This window comes from Sulfurovum zhangzhouensis (assembly GCF_030347965.1).
In the GTDB taxonomy this organism is placed as follows: domain Bacteria; phylum Campylobacterota; class Campylobacteria; order Campylobacterales; family Sulfurovaceae; genus Sulfurovum; species Sulfurovum zhangzhouensis.
Genome location: NZ_JAQIBD010000001.1, coordinates 535,687 through 552,286, shown reverse-complemented (window position 1 = coordinate 552,286; position 16,600 = coordinate 535,687). Strand labels below are relative to the sequence as shown.

Sequence of the window (16,600 nt, the reverse complement as noted above, 5' to 3'; positions counted from 1 at the left end):
TATTCCCTTTAACAGGTTCCTACCCCGTTTACAGTACTTACTTTGAAGTCAGCCAGCTCTTTGCCTTTTATATCCATCACATGCACAGAACATGCCATACATGGATCAAATGAGTGAATAATGCGTAACACTTCCAGAGGTTTGGTCGGGTCTTCAAGTTTTAGACCGACCAAAGAGGCTTCATACGGACCGATGATGTCATTTGCATCTTTTGGCCCTGCATTCCATGTGGTTGGGACAACGGCCTGGTAGTTTTCGATCACCCCGTCTTTTATGCGTACCCAGTGGCTTAAGGTACCTCTAGGTACTTCACCTATGAAACGGCCTTTATACTCTAAGGCAGGATCTATCTCAAATTTGGTATAGGTACTTTGATCACTCTTGATATTTTCAATCAATGAATTGAATGTGATGATCGCATGATCTGCGATCACTTTGGTCTGCAGCATTCTGGCTGCCGTTCTTCCCAATGTAGTAAATAGAGCTTCTACAGGAAGTCCGGTGCGTTTTAAGAAAGTATCTACAGCATCTACAACTGGTTTGTTTCCCTTTGCATAGTTGACTAGCATGGAAGCAAGCGGACCAACTTCGCAGCTTTCACCCTCATAGCGCGGTGATTTTACCCAACTGTATTTATCTTTCTCATTGATGATCTTTGCCGGACCATTGACGGTATCCCCATCTATAAAACCTGTATAGTTAGGTATGGTCTCTCCGTTATAAGGCTGTAAGGGTTTATCTCCTTCATACCAAGCATGGGTGACATCTTCTTCTATCTTTTGATCTTCGATAGGATACACTCGGCTCAGGTCACCGTTTTTAATCATACCCGATTCAAATAGATTTTTGTTTCTACTCAGTAAAAAGGCATCTCCTGTCAAGAAGTTTTTGACACCCATACCTCCTAGCACACTCTCTTCAGTACCATACGCTGAGGCTGCCATCACAATGTCGGGATAGTAGGCACGGTCGATAAACTCTTTAACGATCTCATACTTGCTCTTCCACTCTGCAAGACGTGCTGGACTGAGCATGTCTTTTACACTGGTTATACCGCCGACTACCAAGCTTTGTGGATGCGGTTGCTTGGCACCAAAGATAGCGAACATTTGAGCAGCAATACGCTGAACCTCAAGTGCTTTAAGATAGTGTGAAAGAGCAATCAGGTTTTGCTCTGGCGTAAATTTATAGGTCGGATTTCCCCAGTATGCATTGGCAAATGGCCCAAGAGAACCCTTGCCGGAAAACCCTTTTACCTTTTCTTGTACAGCTTTAAGCTCATCTTCTCCTGTAGCTATAGGAAGATCAGTGTATTTAAATGCCTCTTTAGCTGCCAGGGCAGGGTCTGCTTCAAGTGCGGAGAGTATATCTACCCAGTCAAGACCATGCAAATGATAAAACTGGACGATGTGATCATGCATATAAAGAGACTCATTAAGTAAAGATCGGACAAGCTGTGCATTGAGTGGCGGCGTCACTCCTAGTGCATCCTCAACAGCTTCTACTCCTGCTTTGTAGTGTGAATAGGTACATACTCCGCAAATACGCTGAGCCATTAAGCCTGCATCTCTAGGGTCACGACCTTTTAGGATAAGTTCGATACCACGCCAGAGTGTGGAAGATGAGTAGGCTTTTTGAACAACATTGTTCTCATCTATCTCTACTTCGATACGCAAATGCCCTTCAATCCTTGTAATCGGGTCGATCACTACACGTCTACTCATCATCTTCCTCCTTAGATTTGCTTGCAAACAAGCTGGCAACAGCATGGGCCCCGATACCTATCGCAGTAGCAGTTAAAAGTGTTGTACCGATCTGATCGACAGTCGCATTCAATCCCATGACCAAATGTGCATCAATCGGTTTCTCAAGCGGTCCCATCGCATCCCAAAAATCCGGTTCACTACACCCCATGCATCCATGACCCGCACCTATCGGCCAATTGGTATGTTGGTTAAAGCGTTCGACAGAACAGTTGTTGAAGGTATAAGGCCCTTTACACCCTTGTTTATATAGACACCATCCCTCTTTAGCACCTTCATCTCCGAATGATTCTACAAACTCGCCTGCATCAAAGTGACTGCGCCGTTCACATTTATCATGGATACGTTGACCATAGGCCCATTTTGGACGGCTATAGACATCGATCGCTGGCAGTGTGCCAAAAAGAATGAAGTAGACCAGTGTTCCAACGATATTTTTAGAACTTGGAGGACATCCCGGGATATTGATCACAGGGTTTGAGATAACTTTATCGACGCCTTTTGCACCTGTAGGATTTGGGGCTGCTGCCTGGATACCTCCAAAGCTGGCACAGGTCCCTATAGAAAAGATCGCTGCAGCTGATGAGGCTGCATGATGAATGAGTTCAAGTCCTGTACGGGCGTGTGCTCCTACAGTAAGGTATTGTCCGTTCATTGCAGTAGGTACACCACCTTCTACAAGAAGTATATAGCGTCCCGCGTAGTTTTTAATGGCATTTTCCAGGTTCTCTTCTGCCTGCCAGCCTGCTGCTGCCATCAAGGTCTCATGATACTCCAAAGAGACATAATCAAAGATCAGGGAATCAATCGTTGGGGAGTCTGTACGAATCAGTGATTCACTACATCCGGTACATTCAGCTAGATGAATCCATACAAGAGGAAGTCGGTCGGCAAGTTTTACAGCATCTGCCACTAAGGGAGTAAACTGGGCGGGAAGTGCAAGCATTGCTGTGATAGAAGCAGCCCATTTTAAAAAATCACGGCGGTTAATACCGTGTTTATCTAGGATAACTTCTAAGGGCTCTTCTTTCACAGAAGAGAGTTTTGCCAAGGACTCCAGTTGCATTTCTGCCTGTTTGAGCAGTGAATCATAACTATTCATTCTAACCCCCTTGAAATGTACATATCTTACAAGTCTATAACTCTTCTTCTTATATATGAATTAAAGGAAAAGTTATTTTGGTAGTTTTAGTTGTTGCAAAGTATAAGCGATCTGCCCTAATGCAATGGAGCTATCATTTGGGGGGATGTACTGTGGAAAATAGTAAGTGATCTTTTCTTGTCTCAACCGCTGAACCAATTTTTCTACCAATACTTTATTTTGGAAGACACCACCGCTGAAGACAAGAGGAAGCTTTTGGGTATGTGCAATTGTGATGATGATCTCTATAAGGGTATTCATAAACATTGAAACACCTCTTGCCTGATTGTGTTCATAGAACAATGCCTTGATCATTTCGTCATAATATATGATGCCGTTTTCTATATAAAAATGATAAAAATCTGGGATATCGGGATCATAATACTGCTCCATTTTCAAACCGCTTTCCCCATCAAATGAAAGTATCTGTACAATATCAAGTAGACTTGCCACACCATCAAAAAGTCGTCCAACCGATGAAGTATCTATCGTACGAATCTGTTTTTGATAGGCTTGATCGAGTAGTTCCAACTCCTTTGGAGTGAAATGTTTTGCAAGCCTGCTTTGTTTGATCTCTGAAAGATCCATAACATCAAATGCCAGTGATAATGCAATTCTTCTTGGCTCTTGGATCGCTTTGTTTCCACCAAGTAAAACCAATGGTTTAAAGGAGCTGACTCTTGTATAAGAGTAGTCTTGCTCTATACGTAAAAACTCTCCTCCCCATAGTGTACCGTTATCGCCATAGCCTGTACCGTCAAATGCGATACCTAAAACCGGCGTGTGGATATTCTGTTCAAAGAGTACAGATAAAATATGAGCATGATGGTGTTGTACCTGCAGCAGGGGCAGTTTTTGTTCTTTTGCCCAGAACGTAGTAGTGTAGGAGGGATGTTTATCACATACGATCATCTCCGGAGAGAAATCGTAAAAACGTTTAAACGTTTCCAGTGTCCGTTCAAAATACTCCATAGCATCCAGGGAGACAAGGTCACCGATATAAGGCGAGAGGATCACTTGGTCATCAAAGGCTAGGGCAATAGTGTTTTTCTGTTCTGCACCTACGGCTAAAATATGTTTATCCACTTTGAAAGGCAAATGAAAACTACATGGAGTAAATCCTCTTGCCAAACGCAAGAACATCGGACGTTTGTCGATAAGTTGTACCACACTGTCATCCACGGCATTCACAATATCACGGTCCATATCCAAAACATAGTCAACAACCTTCCCAAGTTTTTCAAATAACATCTCTTTGGTGTACACAATAGGTTCACTTTTCAGGTTGGCGCTTGTAGCAATAAGAGGATTTTTAAAGTATTTAAAGAGCAAAAACTGTAATGGAGTATAAGGTAGCATCACGCCTATACGGTCAATTAGAGGAGCGATATATTTTGAAAGAGGGGTATTCTCTTTTTTTTGAACCAAAACAATGGGTTTTTCTTTGGATTGGATCATTGTCCTGTCAGATGATGTGATCATTGCATGTCCTTCAATGCTGTCAATAGTAGGGAAAAGAACGGCAAAGGGTTTAGAAGGACGGCTTTTACGTTGACGCAGTTTACTGACGCTGTTATCATCGTATGCATTGCACATAAGGTGAAAACCGCCTAGTCCCTTGATTGCGATGATAGCCCCTTCTTGAAGTAGAGATGAGACAAATTGTGGGATATTTTCTGTTTTTATTTCCCGGTTTAGATTATCATATAAAGTTAACGTCGGTCCACATTCATAGCAGCTGATTGGTTGTGCATGATAGCGTCTGTTGGCAGGGTCAATATATTCAGCTTCGCATTGATGACACATAGTGAAACGATCCATCGATGTACTGGCACGATCATAAGGTACTGTTTTGATAATAGAGTATCGTGGACCGCAGTGGGTACAGTTGATAGCAAAATATCCATAGCGTCTGTTGGTTGTGTCATTGAACTCGGCAAGACATGCATCACAAAGAGAGATATCCGGTGATACCAGTGCTTTTTTGATGGTACTTCTGCTCTCTATAATGCTAAATGTTTGCTCTTTTTTAAGATGGTTGGTTTCTTTTTTTTCAATAGAATCTATTCTGGCAAGAGGAGGAAGCTCTTTGTAAAGTGTTTTGAAAAAAAGATCGAGTTTTTCTTCTTCTCCCTCGACTTCTATGACTACACCTTGTCCGTCATTTTGTACAAATCCATATAGGCCATATCTAAGTGCAAGCGAGTAGACATAAGGCCTAAACCCCACACCTTGTACGATACCGCTGATATGGAGTATGTTTCTTCGTATCATATAAAGAAGACCTTGATGATTTAACTTTGTTACATTGTGATGTAAGAGTCTCTTATTGTAGCATAACGATAATACGATGCAAAGCGTTCCATGGTACAATTCAAAAAATCATTCAAAGGCTAGGGCATGGAACTAAAAACAGGCAGATACAGACACTATAAAGGCAATGAGTACGAGGTCATTGGTACTGCAAGGCACTCTGAAACAGAAGAGTGGATGGTAGTCTATCGTACCTGTTACGGTGATAAAGGTTTATGGGTAAGACCCTATGAGATGTTCGTTGAAAAAGTAGAGATAGAGGGAAAAATGATAGATCGTTTTACTTATATATGCGATTAGATCCCTTCCATTCTTCTGGCCTCAAAGCTTACCAGTTCACCATCTTCAAAACGAAAAGAAATTTCGATAGGTCTACAGCATACCTCACAGTCTTCGATATACTCACTTAGCTCTTCACTAGGATCAAGTATCATGGATATCTGCTGCCAGCAGTAAGGGCATGTAAAAAAGTGTTCCATTACTCTTCCTTCTTTTTAAATAATTTGGTCAACCGGTTTGGAAGCATACAGAAGTTATCACAGCTGCCGTTTCTTTCACAGTGTGTGATACGGATGTTTCGTATCAGCAACAAGAGAAATCCAAGTGCAATGAGAAGTTGCACCCCTCCGATAAGCCAATGGGAGAGCATAAGGTTTTGAACAGCTAAAACAAGCATGATCACGGTAATAATAAGACACATTGCTTTCTTCTTTTTTTGTGTGATTGTACTATACTTCTTTCTAAGATTTTATCATTATTTGTTCTCAAGAGATTTTATTCTACTTTTTTTAGAAAAAAGTAGACAAAAAAGCGTCACTTCACAAGTGTACTGACGATGCTTTCAGCGTGTTGCTTCGCAATATTGCACGATTTCGCATCTGTACACCAAGTGTTCAGTGACAAGGGAAAGTTTATTTTATAAAGGAATTTTATGTCAGCAATCATTGAACACTTTAAAACACTCACGCAGATACCGCGCTGTAGTAAAGAAGCAGATAAACTCATGGAGTTTTTGGTTGACTTCGGAAATGCGAGAGATTACAGCGTTGAAGTGGATGAGACGAAAAATATTCTGATCCGTAAAGGTTCTCCGAAACTTTGTCTGCAGGCACACTATGACATGGTCTGTATGGGTAAAGCACCGAAGATCGAGACCTATGAAGAGAATGGGTTGATGAAAGCCAAAGATTCCTCACTCGGTGCAGATAACGGCATGGCGATCGCGATGATGATGGTCTTGATGGATAAGGGTGAGGAGCTTGAGTTCTTGATCACCGCAGATGAAGAGGTCGGTCTGATCGGGGCGAATGCTTTATCCTTTGATCTGAAAAGCAGTGTTATGCTCAATGTTGATACGGAAGAAGAAGCGGAAGTCTATATCGGGTGTGCAGGCGGTGTGGATATCAACGCATCTATGCAGGATACGTATATCGATGGCATAGGTGAATGTTATGAGGTAGCGGTCAAAGGCTTGGCGGGCGGACACTCAGGTGTGGATATCGACAAGGGTATCCCTTCTGCGATCAAGGTATTGGGTGAGTATCTGCATGAAGAGGGTGTGACCCAGCTTGTCAGTTTTTATGCAGGAGAACGACGCAACTCTATCCCTGCAAATGCAGTAGCGATCGTCTACTCTGAAAAACCGCTTGAAGAGAAGGGTGAGGTAAAAACAAGAGTTTTAAATGAAAAACCGCAAGTGCTCAAAGAGGGTGCAAAAGCTTTGGAATTGATACATACTTTCAAACATGGGGTACACAGACAGAACAAAGAGCTTGGTATCCCCGATACAAGTATCAACCTGGCGATCATCACCACTGATGAGAAAGGCGGACTACTCATAGAGACCAGTGCACGTGCGATGAGCGCTCAGGGGCTTAAAGAGATATCTGATGAAGCAGTTGAGCTATTTAAATCGTATGATTTTGATGTGAGATTGGAAGACAAGTATCCTTCATGGAAGCCTGATGTGACTGATTTTACGGAACTGGTCAGTGAAGAGGTGAAAAAAGTTTTCGGCAAAAGCAAAATGACGGCGATCCATGCAGGGCTGGAGTGTGGAGTCATATCCGAGAAATATCCTCATATGAAATTTGCCTCCATCGGCCCGACGATCCGCTTTCCTCACTCTACTAGAGAAGAGGTTGATCTGAAATCTGTTGAGAAGACATTTGAAGTAGTGTTAGGGGTCATACAACAAGTAAAATAGTGTAAAAAGAAGAGAGAAATCTATCCAAGTCAATTCCCTCTTGCAATACCACTTAAAACATTATAAAAAACTCCTATATGGAACATTTTATAAGGTTTTCAATGGGTGGTTGTATATTTATGGCTGCAGACGTCGCTATAGCGAATAACCTTATAAAATATGTTAGATTATAAGGTTTTGGTTTTTTGGGGCATCCCATTCCACGCAGTTAACATTGGTTGATGTTCATGAAGCCATCTTTCTATAAAAGTATCGATATTAGTCAAGTTTTTCTCTAGAATATCCCCAAGTTCTTCTATACGTTTGTCAAGACCACTTTTTGTATAGTAAGTTTTTATTTTCTCCTGTGGCATTTTATAAAATATCAAACCTTTAGGAGGAGATAAACGTATCTTGGTTCTGTTATTAGGAGGCAGCTGATACTGTATTCCATCAATACCTTTTAGCTCTTCAACAGAATGGATTTCTGGTTGCAATTTAAATATATTTAAATGTAATTGTATATATTTATCTCCACGTACAATAGTTACTGTGAAGTAAATCAATAATGAATTCTTGTCAATTCGACAAAATTCATACATGTAACCAAAAGGGAAACTTCCAAAGAATGCCCCTTGAAATGGGCTCTTTACAAATCCTTTCTTTTCTAATGTTGGCATTCCACGCTTTAAAAATACTTCTTTTCTTAAATTGGCTAACTCTTTGTTTGATGCCTTATAAAACAAACTCATTCAATCACCTATTAAGAGTATTTGTAAAATTCCCATTCACTTGAAGAGTCATTACGTTCAGCACAAACACCAAGTGGCATTTCAAATAAATAGTTCATTTCTGGATGAAGGCTTACAATTTCACCAAGTCCAACTACTCTGGCATCGCTTTCTGTATGCTCATCTCCACATAAGAATTGCCATCCCCCATCATCTTCGTCATGAGAAACGAATAATATGTCTGCATTTTGATCTAAAACATGTCCACAGGTCAAACATGCTGTGTTTTGATTCTCTTCAAACTTATATTCTGTCATTCTTACTTCCCTCTCTTTTTTGTTCCTATGATGATAATTCAGTTATTAAGAGTATATCAAAAATGTCTTGCTATCAAAACCTTATAAAATATATAACTTTATAAGGTTTTCTATTCCATGTTTTACAATCATATCTTGACCAAAAAAACTGTCAATAAAATTGTTTACTTTATACCTTGAAACTCTCTTTGCTTTTACAGTACTCTTCGAGAAAACATGTTTCGCATTCGGGTTTCAGTGCTTTACATCTGTATCTGCCAAAGAGTACCATCGCTTGATGGAGTCTGTGAAGATCGGTCTTGAACTTTTTGGTCAGTTCCTCTTCTGTCTTGAGAGCAGTCGTTGCATCACTCAGCCCCAAACGGTGTGCGACTCTAAAGACATGGGTATCTACAGCCATGAGGTTGGCCTGTGTATATTCGATCATGACAACATTGGCTGTCTTTTGTCCTACTCCAGCCAGCTTCACAAGTTCTTTTTGCTCCAGAGGTACTTCTCCTTCATAGTTTTCGACCACTGACTGCGCCATTTTGATGAGGTTCTTGGCTTTGTTATTAAAAAACGAACAGGTATTGATATAGGACTTTACCTCGTCAAGATCAGCATTGGCAAGACTTACAGGATCAGGATAGGCTTCAAAAAGCGCGGGGGTGATGATGTTGACACGTTTATCCGTACATTGTGCAGAGAGCATCACGGAAATAAGGAGTTCATACAGGTTACGATACTCCAGTTCAGTGACGGAATCGGGATAATGTTCCAAAAAGAGTGCTTTGATCGCTTCGATTTCTTTTTTGGTTGCTTTTTTGACTTTTGCCACGTCGATGAAACCTCTTTCTAAAAATATTTAAATAAAATATTATCCAAATTAGATTGAGAAGCATCCATTATTAATGTATGATTTACCCAGAATAAGTATACTTCTTCTCATATTTAATTATAAGAAGGAAGAATCATAATGTTTAAATTCGCCAAAACATCACTGTTAGTTGCTGCTGCAGCACTTTCGCTTTCTGCATCAGATGTTCTGTTAACAGTTAACGGAAAAAATATCACAAAGCAGGATGCACAGCTTTTCGTATCTGCGGCTGCTCCAAATGCAAATTATGCAGATCTAAAATCTCAAGAACAGGATATGATCAAAGAGAGGCTGATCGAAAAAGTTCTTTTTAGTGAATTGGCACAACAAGAAGGGATTGAAAATGATCCTGAGTTTAAAAAGAATTTAGAGATGCTTAAATCTGAGTTGGCTATCAACGTTTGGATGAAAAAACAACTGGATAATGTTGTTGTGAGTGACAGTGAAGCTAAAGAATTTTATGAAAAAAACAGCGATAAGTTTTTAGAAGAAGCTACTTTACATGCGAGACATATTTTGGTTGAGTCAGAGCAAGACGCGCAAAAGATCATTGATACATTAAAACCTCTTCAAGGAAAAGTACTTCAAGAGAAGTTTATAGAATTGGCAAAAACACAATCTACAGGACCTTCAGGACCTAATGGCGGCGATCTTGGTACATTTAAAAAAGGACAAATGGTCCCTGCGTTTTCTGAAGCGGTCTGGGCACTGGAAGAAGGTAAGATCACCACTAAACCTGTGAAAACACGTTTTGGATATCATGTGATCTATCTTGAGAAGAAGAATGAGGCATCAACTATGGCTTATGAAGATGTTAAGCCTCAAATTATTGCTACATTAAGACAGAAACAATTTACGACTAAGATCCAAGAGATCGCTAAAGAACTAAAGAAAAAAGCAACGATCATTGATCCGGAAAAAAAAGAAGATAAAAAATAAAAACAAGGAATAAGAATGAAAAAAAATTTAGTAGGTGTGAGCGTAGCAATACTCCTTTCAGTATCAGGTCTATCAGCTGATCCATTAAAAAATTCGTTGATGTCAGCAGGTAAAGACGATACTCCAATGGTAAATTTGGATAATCTAAATTTGGCAAAAAAAGAAAAACAAAGTAGAGCTGGCAGTGCTGTTGTTGCAACAATTAACGGTGAAAACATTACCAAAGAACAAGCAGACAAATATTTGGCATTAAGAACACAAGGACGTGCAACAGACTTTGATAAGTTGCCAAGTAATGAACAAAGACTTGCACTGATCAATGAGATGGCAGTACCGAACTTAGCTGCGATACAAGCACACAAAGATCTAAGTGCTGAGGAAAAGAACGCTGCAATCTCAAGATTTTGGATGCAGAAAAAGCTTTCAACTACTAAAGTGACAGAAGAAGAAGCAAAAAAAGCTTATGATGAATTGACTAAAGCGGTTAAAGAAGCTGCTAAAAAACAATCGAAAGAAGAGCCTAAACTACCGACATTTGAAGAAGCAAAAAGAGAGATCATGTTACAATTGGCACAAGATAAGGTAACTAAAGAACTTTTAGAAAACGGGAAAGTGACACTCAAGTAAAGTAAACTCATTATTACAAAAATCGGGTAAAATACGGCGATTATAATTGATGAAGGAATGAAATGTCTACAAGAGTAATGGATGTGATCCCGGCAGGTGTCGTGACAGGAGATAATCTTACTAAACTTTTTCAGATTGCTAAAGAAGAAGGATTTGCAATCCCTGCAGTGAATGTTGTCAGTACTATGTCTGTCAATGCAGTTATCGAAGCAGCGAAAAAAGTGAACTCTCCGATTATTATACAGTTCTCAAATGGTGGAGCAGCCTATTATGCAGGTAAAGGACTTCCATCAGATGAAGCTGCTATTTTAGGTGCAATCTCAGGAGCGCAGCATGTACATACAGTTGCAAAGGCTTATGGTGTTCCTGTTGTATTGCATACTGATCATGCAGCTAGAAAACTTCTTCCTTGGATCGATGCACTGCTTGATGCAAGTGAAGCGCATTTTGAAAAACATGGTGTACCTCTTTACTCTTCCCATATGCTTGATCTCTCTGAGGAAACCCTTGAAGAGAATATCGCAACATGTAAAGAATACCTTGAGCGCATGTCTAAAATGGGAATGACACTTGAGATTGAATTGGGTGTAACCGGTGGTGAAGAAGACGGTGTAGACAATACCCATATTGATAATGCACTTCTCTATACACAGCCTGAAGAAGTGGCTTATGCATATGAAGAGCTTGGTAAGATATCTGACAAGTTCACGATCGCTGCATCTTTTGGTAATGTACATGGCGTGTACAAGCCTGGAAATGTTGTATTGACTCCAAAGATCCTTGATAATTCTCAAAAATATATCCAAGAGAAGTTCGGTACTGGTGAAAAGCCGGCAAACTTTGTATTCCATGGTGGATCAGGTTCAGAACTAGCTGATATTCGTGAAGCGATCGGGTATGGGGTGATCAAAATGAATATCGATACCGATACACAATGGGCTTTCTGGGATGGTGTAAGACATTATGAAGCAGAGTACCATGACTATCTTCAAGGACAGATCGGTAACCCTGAAGGTGATGAAAAGCCGAACAAGAACTACTATGATCCTCGTAAATGGTTGAGAAGAGGTGAAGAGTATATGGTTGCAAGACTTGAAAGAGCATTTGACGATCTAAATTGTATCAACAGAAATTAATAGCCTCACCCTTACAAACGATTACTTTTGAAGGTCACTCTTTTTATCTAAAAAGAGATGACCTCCTTCATCCGGATTTCTCGGGAAATAAAGCACGAAAATTTTACTACTTTCTAACACATGATTTTCCAAATATCAAGAAGATAGTTTCTTACGGTTCAGCACAGTCCAATGCGATGTATTCTCTCTCAGAGCTGGCTAAGATGAGAGGCTGGGAGTTTGAGTATTATGTGGATCATATCGCAGAGTATTTAAAAGAAAATCCTCACGGTAACTATAAAGCAGCACTTGCAAATGGGATGGTTATCAAAGAACAGAACATAGTAAGTAAAGAAGATTTTGACAGTAGTGTATTGTTTATAGAAGAGGGCGGTAGACAAAAAGAAGCAGAGTACGGAATCTGTATTTTAGCCGAAGAGATCATGGAGTGGCAAAAAGAAAAAGGAATAGAAAAGCTCAATATCTTTTTACCCTCGGGTACAGGTACAACAGCACTTTTCTTACAAAAGCACCTCTCTTCTAATATCATTTATACTACACCGTGTGTTGGAGATAGTGAATATCTTAAGAGTCAGTTTTTAGAGCTGGAAGCAAACGAACAATATCATCCGACTATTTTGACTTTGGAGAAAAAGCACCATTTTGGCAAGCTTTATAAAGATAATTATAAAATTTGGCTAAAATTACAACAACAAACGGGAGTTGAGTTTGATCTGCTTTATGATCCTTTGGGATGGCGTGTTTTATTGGCACATCCGGAGGTTCTTTCTGCTCCGATACTCTACATTCATCAAGGTGGAGTGTTGGGGAATGAAAGTATGCTCCCTAGATATGAAAGAAAATATAAGGATATATTGTGAAAATTTTTTACAGTAGTGATGATACATTTGAAGCAAATTTTGCCGAGCTGTTAGAGCGTGGCAAGATGGACATCGAAGGGGTAACCGGTATTGTTAACGGACTTCTTAAAGAGATCAAAGAAGAAGGAAATACTGCACTCAAAGCTCAAATAGCAAAGTTTGACAGATGGGAACCTCAAAGTGATGAAGAGCTGATGGTATCCACTGAAGCTATGGCAAAAGCATACGATTCGATCGATCCGAAACTTCGTGATGCCCTCCACCTTGCGTATGACCGTATCGAAGCTTATCACCAAAAACTTATGCCAAGTACTTGGATGGATGAGGATAAAACAGGTTCAATCCTTGGTCAAAAAGTAACCGCAGTAGATAGAGCAGGGCTTTATATCCCTGGGGGTAAAGCAGCGTATCCAAGTTCACTACTGATGAATGTAATTCCTGCACAAGTAGCAGGAGTCGAAGAGATCGTAGTATGTACACCTACACCTGATAATGAAATCAATGAATTATTGCTTGCTGCATGTCACCTTTGTAAAGTAACAAAGGTTTACAAAGTAGGTGGAGCCTCTGCAATCGGTGCAATGGCATACGGAACTGAGACGATCCCAAAAGTAGACGTGATCACAGGTCCTGGTAATATCTTCGTAGCAACAGCAAAGAAGCTTGTATATGGTGAAGTAAACATTGATATGATCGCAGGGCCGTCTGAGATCGGTATCCTGGCTGATGAAAGCGCTAGAGAAGACTATCTTGCTATTGACCTTCTCTCTCAGGCAGAGCACGATGAAATGGCAAGTTCGATCCTGATCACGACTGACAGTGAACTTGCAAACAAAGTCAGTGACAAGGTAGAAGAATTCCTTGGAACACTTTCACGTGAAGCGATCGCAAGAAAGTCTATCGAAGAAAGGGGAGCGATCATCGTAACAAGTAGCATGGAAGAAGCTATCGATCTTATGAATGAGATTGCACCGGAACACCTTGAGGTTGTGACTAAAGATCCAATGAGCCTGCTTGACAGTATTAAACATGCAGGAGCGATATTCCTTGGAGAAAATACGCCTGAGCCTGTGGGTGATTATATCGCTGGACCAAACCACACGCTTCCTACAGGTGGTACAGCGAAGTTCTATTCTCCGCTAAGCGTGGAGCACTTCATCAAAAAATCATCGATCATCTCTATGAGCAAAGAGGGGATCAATGCAATAGGTGAAGCATGTGCCCTGATTGCCAATACAGAAGGGTTGACAGCGCATGAAGAATCTGTAAGGATTCGTTTAAGAGATTAATGTCTAAAAGACAAGATTTTCTCAAGAATAAATATTTCTCCTCATTGCCACTCTCCTCGGGTGGAAATGCATACTTCAATTTATATTCCGGTAACCATCTCATGATATAATAAGTAATAATGATTGAGAGGTATATTTCATGAATCTAGTCGAACGCATCACTACTCCATTTAGTTCACTAAGTGATAAGCTCAAAGATCAGATCGATCTAGCCATACAGGAAAGAGCAGTATTGGCACTGAAGTCAGAACTTACCATGAGACACAAGAGCTTTGATGACTACAATGATGAAGAGTTAGAGATAATGCTAGCTGAAGAAAAGAGAAAGATCACAGACTCTTTGAAGACAAAATCTCTTTTTGCAGTATTAGCACTGCTTGGCATTAGCCTACTCTAAGGTGTAAATATATGGTAAGACAGGTTAGATCACTCATACTTTGGACACTTATCTATCGCTTCCGTAGGAGGCTTACATTCGTAGCGGTATTGCTCTCTATGGTATTGTTATCACAATGGATCTATGGAGATATTGTTGAGTATCTGCGGCTTTCAGAGAATGTAGCGTATCTGTCGTATGTATTGGTAGGCAAGTGGATACTGATCTTTTCCAATATTGCTATATCAGCTTATCTGATACTCACCATGTTTCGCAAAGAGGAAAAAACAGATAAAAAGAATAAATCAAAAGAAAAGAATAGAAAACAAGAGGTCATAACAGTAGATACATTGACTGAAAGAGAGCGATCTTTTTTAACACGAAAGTTACGTACAAAAGCAGAGATTTTAATGGATAAAAAATAATTTATTGATTGTTTTAAAATAAGTGGCGCGGCGGACGAGACTCGAACTCGCGACCCCCTGCGTGACAGGCAGGTATTCTAACCAACTGAACTACCGCCGCACCGAAAAATATGGTGGTCGCTACAAGACTCGAACTTGTGACATCTACCTTGTAAGGGTAGCGCTCTACCAACTGAGCTAAGCGACCAATGATAATGTGTATAAAAATGGTGACCCATCATGGATTCGAACCATGGGCCCACTCCTTAAAAGGGAGTTGCTCTACCAGCTGAGCTAATAGGTCACCTAAAAAGTGGCGCGGCGGACGAGACTCGAACTCGCGACCCCCTGCGTGACAGGCAGGTATTCTAACCAACTGAACTACCGCCGCACCGAAAAATATGGTGGTCGCTACAAGACTCGAACTTGTGACATCTACCTTGTAAGGGTAGCGCTCTACCAACTGAGCTAAGCGACCAATGATAATGTGTATAAAAATGGTGACCCATCATGGATTCGAACCATGGGCCCACTCCTTAAAAGGGAGTTGCTCTACCAGCTGAGCTAATAGGTCACCTAAAAAGTGGCGCGGCGGACGAGACTCGAACTCGCGACCCCCTGCGTGACAGGCAGGTATTCTAACCAACTGAACTACCGCCGCACCGTAATCTCACATATTAATTTGAGCTTAAATTATACTCACCTTAACCTTAAATTAAGACAAGATTTTAATGGTGGTCGATACACGACTCGAACTTGTGACATCTCCCTTGTAAGGGTAGCGCTCTACCAACTGAGCTAAGCGACCGTAACTGTTTAATTTGGCGACCCCTAGAGGATTTGAACCTCTGTTTCTGCGATGAAAACGCAGCATCCTTGGCCACTAGATGAAAGGGTCATCTAGATCCAAACAGTCATAAATTAAATGGTGACCCATCATGGATTCGAACCATGGGCCCACTCCTTAAAAGGGAGTTGCTCTACCAGCTGAGCTAATAGGTCATGTTTTTACTCATTCACTTGCGAATAAGTGGACGGAATTATAGCTTAGAATATTTTTAATGTCAAGAGTTTTTGAAAAAAATATTAATTTACATTTTTTTCTAATAATTCAATGGCAAAAGTAGTTGCCTGATCCTGTACCTGATGTCTATCTCCTTTAAAGAGACAATGATGTACCTCATTTTTACCATCAGGTGTACGAAGTCCTATATAGACAGTGCCCACAGGCTTGAACTCCGTTCCACCAGTTGGCCCGGCTATGCCTGATACTGCCAGGGTATAATCAGAAGCTGCCATTCTTTCCATCCCCTCAAGCATATGTTCCACACACTCTTTACTCACGGCACCTTTGGTCTCGAGTATTTCTTTCGGGACTCCCAGCCATCGCTCTTTGATCTCGTTGGCATAGGTGATACAGGAACCATGCAATATATTTGAGGAACCTGATACCGCAGTAAATGCAGCTGCGATCCGTCCGCCTGTGCAACTCTCTGCAAAACTAACGGTTTGGTTTCTCATACTTAGCGTTTTTATAAGATTTTCTACGGTTTTTTCTAATTTTTCCATAAATGAAGTATAGCATAGATATCGCTATAGCAGTCTATGGGTGGGTTTAATGGATTTTTGGGTACAATCACGAGATAATTATCACGAGGCT

General features: G+C 40.6%; 18 protein-coding genes and 10 tRNA genes. 9 read left to right on the top strand and 19 right to left on the bottom strand.

Features of this window, described 5'->3' with window-relative positions:
- Positions 1 to 8: 8 nt before the first annotated feature.
- From PGH07_RS03010 to hypF, 3 genes are all read right to left on the bottom strand, one after another.
- Positions 9 to 1,727 (bottom strand): nickel-dependent hydrogenase large subunit, encoded by a 1,719-nt coding sequence (locus PGH07_RS03010; protein ID WP_289412454.1) that lies wholly within the window; start codon positions 1,725 to 1,727, stop codon positions 9 to 11.
- Positions 1,717 to 2,865 (bottom strand): hydrogenase small subunit, encoded by a 1,149-nt coding sequence (locus PGH07_RS03005; protein ID WP_289412453.1) that lies wholly within the window; start codon positions 2,863 to 2,865, stop codon positions 1,717 to 1,719. The genes PGH07_RS03010 and PGH07_RS03005 overlap by 11 nt, the downstream gene beginning before the upstream one ends.
- Before the next feature lie 72 nt (positions 2,866 to 2,937).
- The gene (gene hypF, locus PGH07_RS03000; protein ID WP_289412452.1) at positions 2,938 to 5,178 is read right to left on the bottom strand and encodes a carbamoyltransferase HypF; all 2,241 of its coding nucleotides are present in this window, start codon (positions 5,176 to 5,178) and stop codon (positions 2,938 to 2,940) included.
- Between the two features lie 126 nt (positions 5,179 to 5,304).
- On the opposite strand from hypF, the gene PGH07_RS02995 reads away from it, so the two are divergent.
- Complete coding sequence (locus PGH07_RS02995; RefSeq protein WP_289412451.1) at positions 5,305 to 5,517, top strand: DUF1653 domain-containing protein; 213 nt, start codon at positions 5,305 to 5,307, stop codon at positions 5,515 to 5,517.
- On the opposite strand, the gene PGH07_RS02990 is transcribed toward PGH07_RS02995, so the two are convergent.
- Together PGH07_RS02990 and PGH07_RS02985 are read right to left on the bottom strand one after the other, a co-directional pair.
- Positions 5,514 to 5,696, bottom strand: a complete 183-nt coding sequence (locus PGH07_RS02990) for a CPXCG motif-containing cysteine-rich protein (protein WP_289412450.1) — start codon at positions 5,694 to 5,696, stop codon at positions 5,514 to 5,516. The two genes, PGH07_RS02995 and PGH07_RS02990, sit on opposite strands and share 4 nt — an antisense overlap.
- Positions 5,696 to 5,917, bottom strand: coding sequence for a hypothetical protein (locus PGH07_RS02985; RefSeq protein WP_289412449.1), 222 nt, complete (start codon positions 5,915 to 5,917; stop codon positions 5,696 to 5,698). The genes PGH07_RS02990 and PGH07_RS02985 overlap by 1 nt, the downstream gene beginning before the upstream one ends.
- 231 nt (positions 5,918 to 6,148) lie before the next feature.
- Here PGH07_RS02985 and PGH07_RS02980 point away from each other — a divergent pair, with 231 nt between their 5' ends.
- Positions 6,149 to 7,423, top strand: coding sequence for a M20/M25/M40 family metallo-hydrolase (locus PGH07_RS02980; protein ID WP_289412448.1), 1,275 nt, complete (start codon positions 6,149 to 6,151; stop codon positions 7,421 to 7,423).
- Positions 7,424 to 7,590: 167 nt separating this feature from the next.
- Here the strand turns inward: PGH07_RS02980 and PGH07_RS02975 are convergent, their stop codons facing one another.
- The 3 genes from PGH07_RS02975 to nth form a co-directional block, all read right to left on the bottom strand.
- Positions 7,591 to 8,154 (bottom strand): hypothetical protein, encoded by a 564-nt coding sequence (locus tag PGH07_RS02975; RefSeq protein ID WP_289412447.1) that lies wholly within the window; start codon positions 8,152 to 8,154, stop codon positions 7,591 to 7,593.
- A gap of 11 nt (positions 8,155 to 8,165) precedes the next feature.
- Entirely contained in the window at positions 8,166 to 8,450 is a 285-nt protein-coding gene (locus PGH07_RS02970; RefSeq protein ID WP_289412446.1) for a hypothetical protein, read from the bottom strand.
- A 169-nt stretch (positions 8,451 to 8,619) separates the two neighbouring features.
- Complete coding sequence (nth, locus tag PGH07_RS02965; protein WP_289412445.1) at positions 8,620 to 9,270, bottom strand: endonuclease III; 651 nt, start codon at positions 9,268 to 9,270, stop codon at positions 8,620 to 8,622.
- Positions 9,271 to 9,408: 138 nt separating this feature from the next.
- Here nth and PGH07_RS02960 point away from each other — a divergent pair, with 138 nt between their 5' ends.
- The 7 genes from PGH07_RS02960 (at position 9,409) to PGH07_RS02930 (ending at position 14,961) form a co-directional block, all read left to right on the top strand.
- Entirely contained in the window at positions 9,409 to 10,248 is an 840-nt protein-coding gene (locus PGH07_RS02960; protein WP_289412444.1) for a peptidylprolyl isomerase, read from the top strand.
- Between the two features lie 15 nt (positions 10,249 to 10,263).
- Positions 10,264 to 10,875, top strand: a complete 612-nt coding sequence (locus PGH07_RS02955; RefSeq protein ID WP_289412443.1) for a hypothetical protein — start codon at positions 10,264 to 10,266, stop codon at positions 10,873 to 10,875.
- Between the two features lie 62 nt (positions 10,876 to 10,937).
- Positions 10,938 to 12,011, top strand: a complete 1,074-nt coding sequence (gene fbaA / locus PGH07_RS02950; protein ID WP_289412442.1) for a class II fructose-bisphosphate aldolase — start codon at positions 10,938 to 10,940, stop codon at positions 12,009 to 12,011.
- Complete coding sequence (locus PGH07_RS02945) at positions 11,993 to 12,871, top strand: 1-aminocyclopropane-1-carboxylate deaminase/D-cysteine desulfhydrase (protein WP_289412441.1); 879 nt, start codon at positions 11,993 to 11,995, stop codon at positions 12,869 to 12,871. The genes fbaA and PGH07_RS02945 overlap by 19 nt, the downstream gene beginning before the upstream one ends.
- Positions 12,868 to 14,160, top strand: a complete 1,293-nt coding sequence (gene hisD, locus PGH07_RS02940; protein ID WP_289412439.1) for a histidinol dehydrogenase — start codon at positions 12,868 to 12,870, stop codon at positions 14,158 to 14,160. The genes PGH07_RS02945 and hisD overlap by 4 nt, the downstream gene beginning before the upstream one ends.
- Positions 14,161 to 14,299: 139 nt before the next feature.
- Positions 14,300 to 14,557: a hypothetical protein gene (locus PGH07_RS02935; RefSeq protein ID WP_289412438.1), complete on the top strand. Its 258-nt coding sequence runs from the start codon at positions 14,300 to 14,302 to the stop codon at positions 14,555 to 14,557.
- An 11-nt stretch (positions 14,558 to 14,568) separates the two neighbouring features.
- Positions 14,569 to 14,961, top strand: a complete 393-nt coding sequence (locus PGH07_RS02930; RefSeq protein WP_289412437.1) for a hypothetical protein — start codon at positions 14,569 to 14,571, stop codon at positions 14,959 to 14,961.
- Between the two features lie 23 nt (positions 14,962 to 14,984).
- Here PGH07_RS02930 and PGH07_RS02925 read toward each other — a convergent pair.
- The 11 genes from PGH07_RS02925 to PGH07_RS02875 all read right to left on the bottom strand — a co-directional run bounded on the left by PGH07_RS02925 (position 14,985) and on the right by PGH07_RS02875 (position 16,509).
- Positions 14,985 to 15,061: transfer RNA gene (locus PGH07_RS02925), tRNA-Asp, on the bottom strand.
- A gap of 11 nt (positions 15,062 to 15,072) precedes the next feature.
- Positions 15,073 to 15,148: transfer RNA gene (locus PGH07_RS02920), tRNA-Val, on the bottom strand.
- Positions 15,149 to 15,168: 20 nt separating this feature from the next.
- A tRNA-Lys gene (locus tag PGH07_RS02915) sits at positions 15,169 to 15,244 on the bottom strand.
- A 10-nt stretch (positions 15,245 to 15,254) separates the two neighbouring features.
- Positions 15,255 to 15,331, bottom strand: a tRNA-Asp gene (locus PGH07_RS02910).
- A gap of 11 nt (positions 15,332 to 15,342) precedes the next feature.
- A tRNA-Val gene (locus tag PGH07_RS02905) sits at positions 15,343 to 15,418 on the bottom strand.
- A 20-nt stretch (positions 15,419 to 15,438) separates the two neighbouring features.
- Positions 15,439 to 15,514 (bottom strand) — tRNA-Lys (locus PGH07_RS02900).
- 10 nt (positions 15,515 to 15,524) lie between these two features.
- A tRNA-Asp gene (locus PGH07_RS02895) sits at positions 15,525 to 15,601 on the bottom strand.
- 71 nt (positions 15,602 to 15,672) lie between these two features.
- Positions 15,673 to 15,748: transfer RNA gene (locus PGH07_RS02890), tRNA-Val, on the bottom strand.
- 14 nt (positions 15,749 to 15,762) lie between these two features.
- Positions 15,763 to 15,838 (bottom strand) — tRNA-Glu (locus tag PGH07_RS02885).
- A gap of 28 nt (positions 15,839 to 15,866) precedes the next feature.
- A tRNA-Lys gene (locus PGH07_RS02880) sits at positions 15,867 to 15,942 on the bottom strand.
- An 84-nt stretch (positions 15,943 to 16,026) separates the two neighbouring features.
- Positions 16,027 to 16,509: a CinA family protein gene (locus PGH07_RS02875; RefSeq protein WP_289412436.1), complete on the bottom strand. Its 483-nt coding sequence runs from the start codon at positions 16,507 to 16,509 to the stop codon at positions 16,027 to 16,029.
- Positions 16,510 to 16,600: the final 91 nt, after the last annotated feature.